This is a genomic window from Aeromonas sp. R2-3 (assembly GCF_040908375.1).
GTDB lineage: Bacteria > Pseudomonadota > Gammaproteobacteria > Enterobacterales > Aeromonadaceae > Aeromonas > Aeromonas veronii.
On record NZ_JBFODP010000014.1, the window covers coordinates 49,108 to 64,647 of the forward strand.

Annotated in this window: 14 protein-coding genes; 6 read left to right on the forward strand and 8 right to left on the reverse strand. The window is 60.2% G+C overall.

Translation table 11 applies throughout. The features are described 5' to 3' along the window. The first annotated feature begins 48 nt into the window (after positions 1-48). On the forward strand, positions 49-705 hold the full coding sequence (locus AB5Z02_RS04165; protein ID WP_005339468.1) for an OmpA family lipoprotein: 657 nt from the start codon (positions 49-51) through the stop codon (positions 703-705). A gap of 136 nt (positions 706-841) precedes the next feature. Here the strand turns inward: AB5Z02_RS04165 and AB5Z02_RS04170 are convergent, their stop codons facing one another. Further along, complete coding sequence (locus AB5Z02_RS04170; RefSeq protein WP_021229265.1) at positions 842-1,189, reverse strand: RidA family protein; 348 nt, start codon at positions 1,187-1,189, stop codon at positions 842-844. A gap of 21 nt (positions 1,190-1,210) precedes the next feature. Further along, positions 1,211-1,456, reverse strand: a complete 246-nt coding sequence (tusA, locus tag AB5Z02_RS04175; RefSeq protein WP_005339470.1) for a sulfurtransferase TusA — start codon at positions 1,454-1,456, stop codon at positions 1,211-1,213. 169 nt (positions 1,457-1,625) lie between these two features. Between tusA and AB5Z02_RS04180 the strand changes: the two genes are divergently transcribed. After that, on the forward strand, positions 1,626-1,817 hold the full coding sequence (locus AB5Z02_RS04180; protein ID WP_368215361.1) for a hypothetical protein: 192 nt from the start codon (positions 1,626-1,628) through the stop codon (positions 1,815-1,817). 75 nt (positions 1,818-1,892) lie between these two features. Here the strand turns inward: AB5Z02_RS04180 and AB5Z02_RS04185 are convergent, their stop codons facing one another. The 6 genes from AB5Z02_RS04185 to AB5Z02_RS04210 form a co-directional block, all read right to left on the reverse strand. Next, a complete protein-coding gene (locus tag AB5Z02_RS04185; protein ID WP_139405533.1) occupies positions 1,893-3,131 on the reverse strand; it encodes an ABC transporter substrate-binding protein in 1,239 nt (412 codons plus the stop codon). Between the two features lie 4 nt (positions 3,132-3,135). Further along, on the reverse strand, positions 3,136-4,581 hold the full coding sequence (locus AB5Z02_RS04190) for an ATP-binding protein (RefSeq protein ID WP_201988112.1): 1,446 nt from the start codon (positions 4,579-4,581) through the stop codon (positions 3,136-3,138). Next, positions 4,578-5,300 carry a response regulator gene (locus tag AB5Z02_RS04195; protein WP_005339475.1) on the reverse strand — a complete coding sequence of 241 codons (723 nt, stop codon included), beginning with the start codon at positions 5,298-5,300 and terminating at the stop codon, positions 4,578-4,580. Before AB5Z02_RS04195 ends, AB5Z02_RS04190 begins: the two co-directional genes overlap by 4 nt. Before the next feature lie 278 nt (positions 5,301-5,578). Next, positions 5,579-6,763 (reverse strand): acetyl-CoA C-acyltransferase FadA, encoded by a 1,185-nt coding sequence (gene fadA / locus AB5Z02_RS04200; protein ID WP_198868326.1) that lies wholly within the window; start codon positions 6,761-6,763, stop codon positions 5,579-5,581. Beyond that, positions 6,764-8,911, reverse strand: coding sequence for a fatty acid oxidation complex subunit alpha FadB (gene fadB / locus AB5Z02_RS04205; RefSeq protein WP_368215363.1), 2,148 nt, complete (start codon positions 8,909-8,911; stop codon positions 6,764-6,766). A gap of 204 nt (positions 8,912-9,115) precedes the next feature. Beyond that, positions 9,116-11,053, reverse strand: a complete 1,938-nt coding sequence (locus tag AB5Z02_RS04210) for an acetoacetate--CoA ligase (protein ID WP_368215365.1) — start codon at positions 11,051-11,053, stop codon at positions 9,116-9,118. Positions 11,054-11,244: 191 nt separating this feature from the next. Here AB5Z02_RS04210 and pepQ point away from each other — a divergent pair, with 191 nt between their 5' ends. From pepQ to hemG, 4 genes are read left to right on the forward strand one after another with little or no spacing between them, the layout of a single operon-like run. After that, positions 11,245-12,567, forward strand: coding sequence for a Xaa-Pro dipeptidase (pepQ, locus tag AB5Z02_RS04215; RefSeq protein WP_231721266.1), 1,323 nt, complete (start codon positions 11,245-11,247; stop codon positions 12,565-12,567). Beyond that, positions 12,567-13,184, forward strand: a complete 618-nt coding sequence (locus AB5Z02_RS04220; protein WP_107683483.1) for a YigZ family protein — start codon at positions 12,567-12,569, stop codon at positions 13,182-13,184. The genes pepQ and AB5Z02_RS04220 overlap by 1 nt, the downstream gene beginning before the upstream one ends. A gap of 36 nt (positions 13,185-13,220) precedes the next feature. After that, positions 13,221-14,678: a TrkH family potassium uptake protein gene (locus tag AB5Z02_RS04225; RefSeq protein ID WP_042081280.1), complete on the forward strand. Its 1,458-nt coding sequence runs from the start codon at positions 13,221-13,223 to the stop codon at positions 14,676-14,678. Between the two features lie 7 nt (positions 14,679-14,685). Beyond that, positions 14,686-15,210: a menaquinone-dependent protoporphyrinogen IX dehydrogenase gene (gene hemG, locus AB5Z02_RS04230; RefSeq protein ID WP_267519238.1), complete on the forward strand. Its 525-nt coding sequence runs from the start codon at positions 14,686-14,688 to the stop codon at positions 15,208-15,210. Positions 15,211-15,540 lie beyond the last annotated feature (330 nt).

Consider the following 15,540-nt stretch of genomic DNA (forward strand, 5'->3'; position numbering starts at 1 on the left):
AATCCGGCCCCCGGCATGGTGCCGGATTGTTTTCACAGAGGTTTTTTCATGCGAGCCAAGATCCTGGTGCCTGCTCTGGCACTGACCGTTGCCCTGAGCGGCTGTACCACCAACCCCTACACCGGTGAATCCCAGACCTCCAAAGGTGCCTGGGGCGCGCTGGCTGGCGCCGCTGCCGGTGCGGCCGTAGGTGCGCTCTCTTCCAGCAAGGGTGACCGCAAGAAGGGCATCCTGACCGGCGTTGCTGCCGGCGCGGCCCTGGGTGGCGGTATCGGCTACTACATGGACGTGCAGGAAGCCAAGCTGCGCGAGAAGCTGCAGGGCACCGGCGTCAGCGTGACCCGCAATGGCAATGAGCTGATCCTCAACATGCCGAACAACGTGACCTTCGACAGCTCCAGCTCCCAGCTGAAAGCGGCCGGAGCCAACACCCTCTCCGGCGTGGCCATGGTGGTTGCCGAGTTCGACAAGACCCGCCTGAACGTGGTCGGTCACACCGACAGTACCGGTTCCCGCGATCTGAACATGAAGCTCTCCCGCGATCGTGCCGATGCCGTTGCCGCCCAGCTGATTGGTCAGGGCGTAGCAGGTAGCCGCATCTCCACCACCGGCGTGGGCCCGGATCAGCCGGTTGCTACCAACAGCACCGCCGCTGGCAAAGCCCAGAACCGCCGCGTGACCATTACCCTGACCCCGACCGCCTAAGTCGCTCAGGTCTTGGTAACGAAAAGGCCCCGCCAGTGATGGCGGGGCCTTTCTATTGGCGCCGTTGCGAGCAATGGCGCCTTGTTGCTTGCTCCCTTCTCCCCTCGTGGGAGAGGGGGGCGGGGATAAGCGCCTCTTAGACAGCTGCAGTCAGCTGCACTTCCACCTTGTAGCCTTCGTGGGCGAGGCGGGCCTGTACACAGGCTCTAACCGGTGCTGTGCCAGCCGGGATCCAGGCATCCCACTGCTCGTTGAAGGCCGCGATGTCACCAATGTCTTTGAGATAGATATTGGCCATCAGAATTTTGTCTACGCCGGAGCCGTTGGCTTCCAGCAGGCGTTGCAGGCTCGCCAGCACTTCGCGGGTCTGCTGGTGGATGTCGGCCTCTTCGCTGACGGGCACTTCCACCACGTAGAGGGTGCCATTGTGGATGACGACGTCAGACCAACGCTGGGTGGTGCCGATTCGGGTAATGGTTGTCATGGAGTGCTCCGGTACAGGGGCTTATTGACCCTTGCGGATCAGATAGCGGTAGGGGGCCTGCTCTGTCTCGCTGGCGACCAGGGTGTGATCCATAAAGCGGCAGAAACTGGGGATGTCGCGGGTGGTTGAAGGATCATCGGCGCTGACCAGCAGGGTCTCGCCATCCGCCATCAGCCGCACTTTCTTGCGAACCATCATAACGGGTTCCGGGCAACGAAGCCCGATTGCGTCCAACTCGTGGGTTGCGCCGCAGAATAAATCACTCATCTATTATCAACCTTCAACCTATTCGGCTGCCAATGATACTCAGGGCTAAAAAATAATCAAACAAACGCCCCATCAACCAGCATATGTAACCGAAATGTTATTCTGCCCTATCCAGCTTGCGCCGGACGAGTAATATAAAAATTGAACCATATTCAACAAGGAGGTGAATATGCAGGTCTCCTACGGCAGATTACAGGCCTATGCAGGCATGGGGTTCTTGTCCTTCGCCATGATAGTGATGGGCAGCCCGATCGGGAATACCGGTACCTGGTTCGGCTCCATGGTGATGGTCGGGTTGGGGCTCTGGATCGAGCTCAGCGATTACTATGACGAGGGTGAGGACGAGAACGATCAATCCTGAATCGGATGACGATTCAACAACAAAGGCGGAGCAATTCCGCCTTTGTCATTTCTGCCGTTTGGCAATGTACCCGGATCAGCGGGTCGAGCGCATGGCCCGCTCCAGATGCAGCGCCGTCTGCTCCGGGTTGGCCTTGGGGTCGTTGAAGAAGTTGCTCAGCACATCGAGGATTGCCTGCCGCATATTGGTCGGCGTCGCCATCCCTTCCGCCATGCTGGGCAGCAGGTTGTCCTGCTTTTCCGCCAGCAGGAAATCCTGATAGGAGCGGACGGCGCAGCGGTCGAATTTGCTCATGTCGGGATTGGTCAGCGCCGGGATCGACCCCTTCACCCGATTGAACTCTTCCTGGAATTGCGGCGTCATCAGCAGCTGAGCCAGATCCCCCTGCGCCTGCAGCTGGGCCGGATCCCGCTGTTTGAACATGGCGATGGAGTCGAGGTTGTAGCTGAACAGTCCTGCGCTGCCCGGGCTCGGCAGGCAGGCGATATCCTCACCCGGCCGGTAGTTGCCCGCGCTCAGTTCACCCTTCACCCAGTCCCCCATCACCTGCATGGCGGCGCCACCGCTCTCCAGCAGATTGGTGGCCTGATGCCACTTCAGACCAGCGTATTTTTGCGGCACGTAGGCGCGCAGCTGCTGGAAACGGGTCAACACCCGAACCATGTCGGGGCCGGTCAGGGTGGCGCTGTCCTGCTCGAGGAACGCCTTGCGATAGAATTCTTTTCCGCCCTCACCGAGTGCCACTGTTTCAAACAGTACCGCCAGCTGCCAGGGCTCGTTGCCGATGGCGAGCGGGGTGATGCCCCGTTTCTTAAGCTGATCGGCGACGGTGACAAACTGGGCCCAGCTGGTGGGCGGAGTCAGCTTGTTGCGCTCGAAGATCTTGCGGTTGAGCCACAGCCAGTTGACCCGGTGGATGCCGGTGGGCACCGCCATCAGGGCACCATTCTGGCTGAGGGTGGCACGCACCATGGGCGGCATCTGACTGTACCAGCCGAGGTGTTCGGCCATGGGGGTGAGATCGCGCAAAAAACCGAGCCCGGCCCACTCCTTGAGCTCGTAACCCTTGAGGTGGGCCGCTTCGGGCGGGTTGGCGGCCAATGCCCGGCTCTTCAATACCGTCATGGCACTCTTGCCGCCGCCGCCCTGCACTGCAAAGTCGTTCCACTGGTTGCCCTGTTTGGTCCACTCGGATTTGAGCACTTCGACCGCTTTCGCTTCGCCGCCGGACGTCCACCAGTGCAGCACTTCCACCTGGGAGGCGGCAACGGGAGCAGAGAGCAGGGCGATGACAGAAAAAGACAACCACTTCATAAGGTTACTGCCTTGGTAGGGAGAGCGTGGCCTGCAGGCCACCTTGCGGACGATTTTCCAGCACCAGATCGCCGCCGTGGGCGTGGGCTATGTTGCGGGCGATGCCAAGGCCGAGGCCGGTGCCGGCCTGATCCGTGCTGAGCCGGTAATAGGGTTCGAAAATGCGCTCGAACTGATCGTCCGGCAGGCCGGGGCCCTCATCCATGATAAAGAGGATCAGCATCTCCTCGTCATCCATGATGATGATGCGCACCCGCTGGCCATATTTGATGCCGTTGTCCACCAGATTGCCGATGCAGCGCTTGAGCGCCAGCAGCTTGCCGCGATAGGGCCACTTGCAGTGCCCTTCGATGGTCAGCCGCTCGTCGTGCAGGTTCATCGACTCCGCCATCTGCTCAAGCAGGGCGTTGATGTCGATCTCCTCGATATTCTCGTGAATGTCGGTCTCTTTGACCGTCTGCAGCGCCCCTTTCACCATCAGCTCCAGCTCGTCGAGATCCTTGTTGAACTTGGCGATTTGCACCTCGTCGTCGAGCAGTTCGACCCGTAGTCGCAGTCGGGTGATGGGGGTCTTGAGGTCGTGGGAAATCGAGCTGAACAGCCGCTCTCTATCGTCGATATAGCGACGAATACGGTGCTGCATGATGTTGAAGGCGCGGGTCGCCGCCACGATTTCCGATGCACCTTCCTCCTTGAGCGAAGGCTGATCGATATCCTTGCCGAGATTGACCGCCGCCTTGGCGAGACGGCGCAGCGGGCGGGTCTGCCAGCGCACCAGCATAAAGGTGAAGAAGCAGAGGAACACCGTCATCAGGGCGATGAAACGCACCTGGTTGCTCGGCATGACGGTGTCATCCAAGGTCATGTAGGGAGCGGGCAGCAGGGCCGCCAGATAGAGCCACTCCCCCTTTTCGATCTCGATCTGGGTCACCAGCACCGGCGGGTTGATGGGCTCGAGCGACAGGGTGTAGCGCGCCCAGGAGGAGGGAAGGTCCGCCAGCAGGGTGTCGTTGTTGAATACGTGGAGATCTTCGGGCCGCGAGAAATCCACCTTGATCGCCATGGCATCGGAGAGCTTGCGGGTCAGCACTCCCTGCACCTCCTCCAGCACCTGCGTCTTGCGTTCGCTGTCGGGGATGGCGTTGATGTGGATCTCCTCTTCGTTCAGCGAGACGAAGAAGCGGCTGCCCCCCATGTTGCGCAGCTGATCGAGAGCGATATGGCGATATTGCAGCGGCAGGGATTTGAAGAAGTTGACGGTGGAGGCGGCAGACATGGCGAGGTTGCGGGTGGTGCTGAGCATCCCCTCCAGCTCCCGCTTCTGGATCTGCTGCATCCAGATGCCGGTCAGAATGGTCTGGGAGAGCAAGATGGCCAGCAGCAGCAGCAGGATCATCCGCGACAGCAGAGAGCGGGGCACCAGCGCCCCCCAGGACCATTTGTTGCTCATGGCAGTTCGTGCACCTCGGCGATCAGCATGTAGCCGCTACCGCGGATGGTTTTGATGATGCGCGGGCTCTTGCCATTGTCGCCCAGCTTCTGGCGCAGGCGGCTGATCTGCACGTCGATGCCGCGCTCCATCGGCAGGCTTTCGCGGCCGCGGGTGGCATCGGAGATGGTGTCGCGATCCAGCACCACGCCGGGCTGTTGCAGGAACATGCCGAGCAGCATGGCGTCGCTGCCGGAGAGATCCAGCAGGCTGCCATCATCATGGGTCAGCTGGTGGCTCAGGGTGTCGAGGGTCCACTCGGCAAAACGCAGGCGGCGGCTTGGCTCTTTCTCTTTTTCCGGCTGGCGGAATTCGGCGCGGCGCAGCAGCGCCTTGATGCGGGCCTGCAGTTCACGGGGGCTGAACGGCTTGGCGATATAGTCGTCGGCACCAAGTTCCAGACCGATCACCCGATCCGCTTCGTCGGAGGCGGCGGTCAGCATGATGATGGGCACCTGGGAGTCACGACGGATCTGCTGGCAGAGGGTAAAGCCATCCTCGCCGGGCATCATGATGTCCAGAATAATCAGGTCCGGGCTGTGCTGGGCGAGTTGCTGACGCATCTCGTTGCCCTCCGCCGCCGTCAATACCTGAAAGCCCGCCCGGGTCAGGTACTCATTGAGCAGCTCGCGGATCTCTTGGTCGTCATCGACGATCAGCAGTTGTTTGCTCATTGACATATGTATGTGCATCCACCCATTTTTTTGTGCAGATTGAACCTGTCGGGGGAGTAAAAAGCAAGCAAGCCCCCTATCTAATGTGAGGTTTAAGGCAATAACAGCCTATTGATAAGATTAAAACGAAAAAAGGCCGACCCAAACGGGACGGCCAACAGACAGCTTCTGACCACTGACGAGCACCCCGTGTGGCGATCGTCACAGACTTGAAAAGGGGCCAGTCAGACTGGCCCCGAAAAGGGACAACTCTCAGTAGTGCATCCCGTCGATCCGGCTGGTTATCACACCCGTTCAAACACGGTGGCGATGCCCTGACCCAGACCGATACACATGGTGGCAACCCCCAGGGTGGCATCCTTCTCCTCCATCAGATTGATGAGGGTGGTGGAGATGCGGGCGCCGGAGCAGCCGAGGGGGTGGCCCAGCGCAATGGCGCCGCCGTTCAGGTTCACCTTCTCGTCCACCAGGTCCTGCAGACCCAGATCCTTCACGCAGGGCAGGGACTGGGCGGCAAACGCCTCGTTCAGCTCGAACAGGTCGATATCACCAACAGTCAGACCGGCACGCTTGAGCGCCTTCTGGGTCGCCGGCACCGGGCCGTAACCCATGATGGCGGCGTCACAGCCGGCGATGGCCATGGCACGTACCTTGGCGCGCGGTGTGAGGCCGAGGGCCTTGGCGCGATCCGCGCTCATCACCAGCATGGCGGCGGCGCCATCGGATAGGGCCGAGGAGCTGCCGGCGGTGACGGTGCCGTTGACCGGATCAAACACCGGGCGCAGCTGGCTCAGGGTTTCGACCGTGGTCTCCGGGCGGATCACCTCGTCGTAGTCGTAGAAGAAGCGGGCGCCGCTGGCGTCATGGCCTTCCAGCCCGACGATCTCCTTGGCAAAACGTCCTTCCACGGTTGCCGCGTGGGCGCGGCGGTGGGAGCGGGCGGCAAACTCGTCCTGCTGCTGGCGGCTGATGCCGTGCAGCTTGCCGAGCATCTCGGCGGTCAGTCCCATCATGCCGGAGGCTTTCGCCACCGACTTGGCCATGCCGGGGTGGAAGTCGACGCCGTGGCTCATCGGCACGTGACCCATGTGCTCGACGCCGCCGATGATGAAGATATCCCCGTCACCCACCTGAATGGCGCGGGAGGCGTCGTGCAGTGCCTGCATGGAGGAGCCGCACAGGCGGTTGACGGTCACCGCCCCCACCTGCTTCGGAATGCCGGCCAGCAGCGCGGCGTTGCGGGCGATGTTGAAGCCCTGCTCCAGGGTCTGCTGTACGCAGCCCCAGTAGATATCCTCGATCTCGTTCGGGTCGAGGTTGGGGTTGCGCAGCAGGATGGATTTCATCAGGTGCGCGGACAGATCTTCTGCACGCACGTTGCGGAAGGCGCCGCCCTTGGACCGGCCCATCGGGGTCCGGATACAGTCGACAATGACTACGTCTTTCATGAATGGATCTCCTTTCCGCAATCAGTAGAAGGTTTTGCCCTGGGCGGCCATCTCGCGTAAGCGGTCGCTGACGCGGTAGAGCGGGCCCAAGTCGGCATACTGGTCGGCCATGGCCACGTAGCGATCCAGACCGATAGTGTCCAGATAACGGAACACGCCGCCGCGGAAGGGAGGGAAGCCCAGACCGTAGACCAGTGCGATGTCGGCTTCGGCTGGCGTGGCGACTATGCCCTCTTCCAGACAGAGCACCACCTCGTTGATCATCGGGATCATCATGCGGGCAATGATGGCGTCCTTGTCGAAATCCTGTTTCGGCTTGGCAATGGGGGCCAGCAGCTCGTAGCTAGCTGCGTCAGCCACCTTCTTCGGCTTGCCCTTCTTGTCCTGCTCGTAGGCGTAGAAGCCCTTGCCGTTCTTCTGACCGAAGCGGTTCACTTCGTACATCACGTCGATGGCGGTGCGACCTTCCTTGCTCATGCGCGCCGGGAAGCCCTGCGCCATCACGTCACCGGCATGGTGACCGGTGTCGATGCCGACCACGTCCAGCAGGTAGGCGGGGCCCATGGGCCAGCCGAACTCTTTCTCCATCACCTTGTCGACGGCGGCGAAGTCGGCGCCATCGGCGACCAGCTTGTTGAAGCCGAAGAAGTAGGGGAACAGCACGCGGTTGACGAAGAAGCCAGGGCAGTCGTTGACCACCACCGGGGACTTGCCCATGGCGGCGGCATAGGCCACCACGCGGTTGATGGTTTCATCGGAGGTTTGCTCGCCGCGGATGATCTCCACCAGTGGCATGCGGTGCACCGGGTTGAAGAAGTGCATGCCGCAGAAGTTCTGCGGGCGCTTCAGCCCCTTGGCCAGCAGGGAGATGGGAATGGTGGAGGTGTTGCTGGCGAGCACGGCGTCTTCGCCGATGATTCCTTCCACTTCGCCCAGTACGGTGGCTTTCACCTTGGGATTCTCGACCACGGCTTCGACCACCACGTCCACGCCTTTGACGTTGTCATAGCTGAGGGTCGGGGTAATGGCAGAGAGCACCTGACCCATCTTGATGCCGTCGATGCGACCCTTTTCGAGCTGGCCGTTGAGCAGCTTGGTGGCTTCGCCCATGCCAAGTGCCAGTGCCTTCTCGTTGATGTCCTTCATCACCGCCGGAATGCCCTTGCTGGCAGACTGGTAGGCGATGCCGCCACCCATGATGCCGGCACCCAATACGGCGGCGTGGCCAGTGGCCTTAGCAGCCTGCTTGGCCGCCTTCTTGGCCAGCGCCTTGATGTGCTGATCGTTCAGGAAGATACCGACCAGTGCCTTGGCGACATCGGTCTTGGCCAGCTTGATAAAGCCCTGAGCCTCGATGGCCAGCGCCTCGTCACGGCCCATACCTGCGGCGGCCTCGACGGTTTTCACCGCAGTCATCGGCGCCGGATAGTGTTTGCCCGCTACGGCGGCAACCATGCCGGCGGCGGTGGTGAAGCTCATCATGGCTTCCAGTTTGGAGAGGCGCAGCGGGGCTTTCTTGGCGGCGCGACGGCTCTGCCAATCCAGCTTGCCCGCGATAGCGTCCTTGATCATCTGCAGCGCAGCGCTCTGCAGTGCGTCCGAGGCGACCACGGCGTCGATGGCGCCCACCTTGAGGGCGTCATCGGCACGGTAATCCTTGCCGGTGGTGATCCACTCGAGCGCGTTGTCGGCGCCGATTACCCGCGGCAGACGGACTGTGCCGCCAAAGCCCGGCATGATGCCGAGTTTGGTCTCGGGCAGGCCGATTGTGGCGCTGGTGTCGGCCAGACGGAAGTCAGTGGAGAGGATGGTCTCGCAGCCGCCGCCCAGAGCGTGACCCTTGATGGCAGAGAGGGTCGGAACCGGCAGATCTTCGATGGCATTGAAGATGTCGTTGGCCTTTTTCAGCCAGCCGAGCAGATCTTCTTGCGGCAGATCGAACAGTTCCAGGAATTCGGTAATGTCGGCACCGACGATAAAGGCGTCTTTGCCGGAGGTGAGGATCAGACCTTTTAGTTCACGTTCTTGTTGTAATGCGGCGATCGCTTCGCTCAGGGAGAGCAGGGTAGCGCGATCCAGCTTGTTGACTGAACCCGGGGCATCAAACCTCAGCTCGGCGATGCCGTTTTCGAGGTAGCTGACCGACAGGGTTTCGCCTTGGTAGATCATGAGAGTGTCTCCTTGTTCCCACATGGTGGGGGGTGGTGCTCCTTTATCCCCAGCAGGGGGCGAGGCTCACTATTGATCCAAAAGGAGACATTTTCAACACCTATTTAAAACATTTGTTTAACAGATCTCGAGTAAAAGCTCTTCATCACAAAACGGGCAAAAGAGAGGCGCCTTGCGGCGCCTCGGATGAATATGAGTTTGTTATCAACTGGCCAGTTCTGGCCGGTTGCGATATTGGTTCAGCACCTCGGGATCGGCGAGGGCATGGGTATTGTTGATCGGTCGGTTGTGTACCACTTCGCGCACCGCCAGTTCGACGATCTTGCCGGACTTGGTGCGGGGGATGGCATCCACCTGCAGGATGCGGGCCGGCACGTGGCGGGCGGTGCAGTGCTGCTTTATTTGTTGGCGGATCCGCTCGCGCAGCGGCTCGTCCAGCTTGCAGCCCGCCTTGAGCTTGACGAACAGCACCACCCGCTCGTCCTGCTGCCACTGCTGGCCGATGACGATGCTCTCTTCCACTTCGTCGAGCTGTTCGACGTAGCGATAGATCTCGCTGGTGCCGATGCGCACGCCCCCCGGGTTGAGGGTGGCGTCGGAGCGGCCGTAGAACAGAATGCCGCCGGTCGGGGTCAGCTCGATCCAGTCGCCGTGGCACCAGATATTGTCGAACCGCTCGAAGTAGGCTGCGTGGTACTTGTCGCCGCTCTCATCCCCCCAGAAGTAGATGGGCTGTGCCGGGAACGGCTTGGTGCAGACCAGCTCGCCCTTCTCCCCCTGCACCGGCTGGCCCGCTTCGTTGAACACCTGCACCGCGAGGCCGAGGCCGCGCCCCTGACTCTCGCCGCGATAGACCGGGCTGAGCGGGTTGCCAATGACGAAACAGGAGCAGATATCGGTGCCGCCGGAGATGGAGCTGAGCTGCACATCCTGCTTTATCTGCTGGTAGACGTAGTCAAATCCCTCCGGCGACAGCACAGATCCGGTGCTGCAGATCAGCCGCAAGTGCGGCAAATCGTGGCTTTTGATGGGGGCATAACCCTGCTTGTGCAGCGCATCGAGATACTTGGCCGAAGTGCCGAACAAGTTGACCTGCTCGTCACGGGCGAGATCCCACAGCACGTTGCCATCCGGGTAAAACGGCGATCCGTCATAGAGCACCAGGGTGGCGCCGGAGGCGAGCGCGCTCACCAGCCAGTTCCACATCATCCAGCCACAGGTGGTGAAGTAGAAGATCCGTTCCCCCGGATTGATGTCGCAGTGCAGCTGATGCTCTTTCAGGTGTTGCAGCAGGGTGCCGCCGATGCCGTGCACGATGCACTTGGGTTTGCCGGTGGTGCCGGAGGAGTAGAGGATATAGAGCGGGTCGTTGAAAGCCATCGGCTCGAAGGTGAGCTGGGCATCGTGCTGGCTCGCCAGCACTTGCTGCCAGTTGTGGCCAAGCTGCAGCGGGTTGCCGAGCAGGGGGATCATCACCGTTTGCTCTATGCTGCCGATCTGGCTCACCACGCTGGCGACCTTCTGTTGAATGTCGATAGCTTTGCCGTTGTAGCGATAGCCATCCACCGCAAACAGCACCCGCGGCCGGGTCTGGCCGAAGCGCTCCACCACGCTGGCCTCGCCAAAGTCGGGGCTGGTGGAGGTCCAGATCGCCCCGAGGCTGGTGGTTGCCAGCATGGCAACCACGGTTTCCGGAATATTGGGCAGATAGGCGGCGACCACATCGCCACGACCAATCCCCTGATGACGCAGCCACTGAGCCAGCCGGGCAACCTGTTCCCCCAGTTCACCCCAGCTCAGAGTGCGACTTGGGCTACCTTCGATGCGGGAGATGATAGCCGGGCTCTCGTCCTGACGGCGCAGCAGGTTTTCGGCGAAGTTGAGGCGGCTGTCGGGGAACCAGCGGGTGCGCTGCATATCCTGACGGTTCTCCGCCACTATGTTGCCGAGTTCGCCCTTGACGCCGCAGTGCTGCCATACCAGCGGCCAGAAACGGGTGGTCTTCTCCACCGACCATTGATAAAGCTGCGGGTAATTCTGCAACTGCAAGCCGTGGAAACGGTTCACCTCCGCCATAAAACGGTAGAGGTTGGATTGCTGCATCCCGAGCGGATCCGGTTGCCACAGGCAGAGGTTGTCCATGAGTAATCCCTGACTTCATGTATCTACCGGCAGTGTATTGAATTGTTTTTGATTTGTTAATGATTGGTTTTGTGTTGATAACAAACACGTTTGTAACGTATGCGTTACCTCACGAAGCGGCAGCTTGACGGGTCGAGCCGCCAAGCGCTTGATGTTATGCTGCAATCACATTCACCTCGGAGCAGGACGCCATGAGCAGCTACAGCCAACTTTTTGCCCAGCACCTCGATACCTTGCAGCAGCGCACCCGCGACATTCTGCAACAACAGGGGCTCAGCGGACTGGCCATCCACTCCGGCCAGACTCACCGCATCTTCCTCGATGATCAGGATTATCCGTTCAAGGTAAACCCCCACTTCAAGGCCTGGTTGCCGGTGCTGGACAATCCCCACTGCTGGCTGCTGGTGGACGGGGTGAACAAACCAATCCTGCTGTTCTACCGCCCGGTGGATTTCTGGCACAAAGTAGCGGATCTGCCCAATGCCTTCTGGGTCGAGTTCTTCGATATCCGTTTCCTGACCCGGCCGGAACAGGTGGCCGACCATCTACCTGCCAACAAGCAGGAGTGGGCCTATCTGGGTGGCCATCTGGAAGTGGCCGAGCTGCTGGGGCTGACCCAGCCCAATCCGGAGGCGGTACTCAACTACCTGCACTATCACCGCGCCTACAAGACCCCCTATGAGCTGGAGTGTCTGCGCGAGGCGAACCGGATTGGGGTACGCGGCCATATCGCCGCCAAGGACTCCTTTATGGCGGGGGCGAGCGAGTTCGAGATCAATCTGGCCTACATGAAAACGGTCGGGCAGGGGGCCAATGAGGCGCCCTACGGTAATATCGTCGCCATCAACCGCAATGCGGCCATCCTGCACTACACCCATTTGTCCGCCGTGCGGGTGCCCGATGCGGAACGCCACTCCTTCCTGATCGATGCCGGCGTCGATTTTCACGGCTATGCCTCCGACATCACCCGCACCTGGGCGTGGCGGCGTGGCGAGTTCGCCGATCTGATTGCGGCCCTCGACGAGCAGCAGCAGGAAATCATCAAGGAGATCAAACCGGGTCGCCGCTACAGCGAGCTGCATCTGCAGATGCACCACAAGCTGGCGCGCCTGCTGCAAGCGACCGAGCTGGTGGATATGTCGGTAGACGAGATGATCAACACCGGGGTGACCAATGTGTTCTTCCCTCACGGTCTCGGCCACTTCCTCGGTCTGCAGGTACACGATGCAGGCGGTTTCATGCAGGATGAGCGCGGCACCCATCTGGCGGCGCCCGAGCTGTTCCCCTATCTGCGCTGTACCCGGGTGATGGAGGTGGATCAGGTGTTCACCATCGAGCCGGGACTCTACTTCATCGACAGTTTGCTGGAGCCGCTGCGTCAGGGCGAACAGGGCAGGAGGGTCAATTGGAACAAGATTGAGGCGCTGCGTCCGTTCGGCGGCATCCGCATCGAAGACAACGTGGTGCTGCACGCCAACGGGGTGGAGAACATGACCAGACAAGCAGGACTCTGATGGCGGCTGCGTACTCCATTCCGGCTGCCCCGCTGGAGTTGACCGAAGAGATAAAGAAGAGCCGCTTCATTACCCTGATCGCCCACACCCCGACCGTCGAGGCGGCCAAGGGGTGGGTCAACGAGATCAAGCGCCAACATCCGGCCGCGCGCCATCACTGCTGGGCGTTTGTGGCTGGTGCGCCGCAAGATAGTCAGGTTTATGGCTTCAGCGATGACGGCGAACCGTCCGGTACTGCGGGCAAGCCGATCCTAGCCCAGTTGATGGGCTCGGGGCTCGGTGAAATCTGCGCCGTGGTAGTGCGTTACTACGGCGGCATCCAGCTTGGCACCGGTGGACTGGTCAAAGCCTATGGGGGCGGCGTCGGTGCCGCCCTCAAGCAGCTGCCTACCCTGCTCAAGGTGCCGCGCACTCCCTCTCTCATTCACTGCGATTACGGTGACATGGGGACGGTCGAGTCGCTGATCAGCAGCCATAATGGCGAATTGCTGGCGGCGGATTACGGTCAGCTGGTCACCTTGCAGGTGGCGTGGGAGTCCTCGGTTTGGGCTCAGGTGGACCGTGAATTGACCGACCGGACTCATGGGCGGGTATCCCTCAGCCCCTTAGATGGCTAGAATCCATCGCTCTTTAATTGGGGAAAGGGAGCTGTAATGCACATTCTGAGCATTATTCGCATTGTTGGCCTGCTGGTTGCGCTGTTCAGCTCGACCATGCTGTTGCCTGCACTGGTGGCCTTTGGCTATCGGGATGGTGGTGGTGCCGAGTTCGTCAGCTCTTTTCTGATCGCCCTGCTGCTCGGCGTGGTGCTCTGGTTTCCCAATCGCTATCACAAGAAGGAGATGCGCTCGAAAGAGGGTTTCCTCATCGTGGTGCTGTTCTGGACTGTGCTGGGCAGTGTGGGGGCGGTGCCCTTCATCATGAGCGATGTGCCGGATATGTCGGTCTCGGAGGCCTTCTTCGAATCTTTTTCCGGCCTGACCACCACTGGTGCAACGGTACTGACCGGGCTCGATAACCTGCCCAAGGCGTTTCTGTTCTATCGCCAGTTGCTGCAGTGGCTGGGGGGGATGGGGATCATCGTACTGGCGGTGGCCATTCTGCCACTGCTGGGTATCGGGGGCATGCAGCTCTATCGCGCCGAGATCCCGGGGCCGGTGAAGGATACCAAGGTGACGCCGCGCATCGCCGAAACGGCCAAGGCGCTCTGGTTCATCTATCTGCTGCTCACCGCACTCTGTGCGCTGGCCTACTGGCTCGCCGGAATGACGCTGTTCGATGCGGTCTGCCATTCGTTCTCGACTTTGTCGGTCGGTGGCTTCTCCACTCACGATGCCAGCATCGGTTTCTTCAACAGTCCGGTCATCAACCTGATTACCGTGGTGTTCCTGCTGCTGGCCAGCGTGAACTTTGCGCTCCACTTTACCGTTTTCTCTCACCGCCCGGTGCGGCTCGGTCGCTACCTCTATGATTCGGAGCTCAAGGTGTTCCTGGCCATTCAGGCGACCCTGGTGATGATCTGCTTTGTCGCCTTGCTGACCCACGGACACTACGCCACTTGGCAAGAGGCGCTCAACCACGGCCTTTTCCAGGCGGTCTCTCTGGGGACCACCACCGGCTATAGCACCACTACCTATGCCGACTGGCCCTCGTTCCTGCCCATGCTGCTGATGTTCTCCGCCTTTATTGGCTGTTGCGCGGGCAGTACCGGCGGCGGTATCAAGGTGATGCGTTTTATGATCCTGTTCATGCAGGGGATGCGCGAGTTGAAGCGGTTGGTTCACCCCAGAGCCATCTATACCTTGAAGCTGGGGAATCGGGCGGTGCCCGAGCGCATCGTCGAGGCGGTGTGGGGCTACTTCGCCACCTATATTATTCTCTTCTTTATGTTCATGCTGCTGTTGCTAATGACGGGGCTGAACGAAGTGACAGCATTCACCGCTGTTGCTGCGGCTTTCACCAACGTAGGCCCGGGATTGGGAGAGGTATCAGCCAACTTCGGCAATATCTCGCCGGCGGCCCAGTGGGTACTGGTGGTGGCCATGCTGTTTGGCCGATTGGAAATTTTCACGCTTCTGGTACTGTTTACTCCTGCATTCTGGCGTAGTTGAGGTTGTTATGGACAAGATTCTGGTGCTTTATTCCTCTCGGGATGGCCAAACCCGCAAAATAGTCGATGTCATGCTGGAGCAGATGCCGGGATGCGAAGTGGTGATGCACGACCTGCACACCTTGCCGATGTGCAACCTCAGCAAGTATGCCAAGGTCTTGATCGGCGCCTCCATTCGTTATGGCAACTTCCACCCCAGCCTGTTCAGCTTTATTCACGCTCATCAGGAGCAGCTGGAGGTGGCCAATGCGGCCTTCTTCTGTGTCAACCTGACGGCCCGCAAGCCAGAGAAGCAGACGCCGCAAACCAATGCCTATATGAAGAAGTTCCTGCGCCTCTCTCCCTGGAAGCCGAAAACCCTGGGCGTCTTTGCCGGTGCGCTGCTGTACTCCCGCTATAACTGGTGGCAGACTCGCATCATCCAGCTGATCATGAAGATCACCGGTGGCAGTACAGACACCAGTAAGGACATTGAATTTACCGATTGGGAAAAGGTGCGCAGCTTTGCCCGCGAATTCTGGTCGAAAAGGTAGCTGTGTGATGTGAATTCAGGGTTTCTTGCCCGAAACAGCCCCGCCGATGCGGGGCTTTTGTTTAATAAAACAACGGTTGAACCGGAAAACTGTAAAAAGTGCCATTTTTTGCAGTTTTCCTCTTGTCATCCCGGCGCGGCTCCCTATAATGCGCCCCTACCAGCACGGCGGAACACGTCAAACTGATGAGCCAGCTTCCTAGCGAAGTGGGCGCCGAAAGAAAAGCGAAAACAACCGCTTGACTTTCGAAGTGAGAAGCGTAATATGCGCCTCCTCAACGCGACAAGCGTGACGCTCTTTAACAATTTGAATCAAGCAATCTGTGTGGGC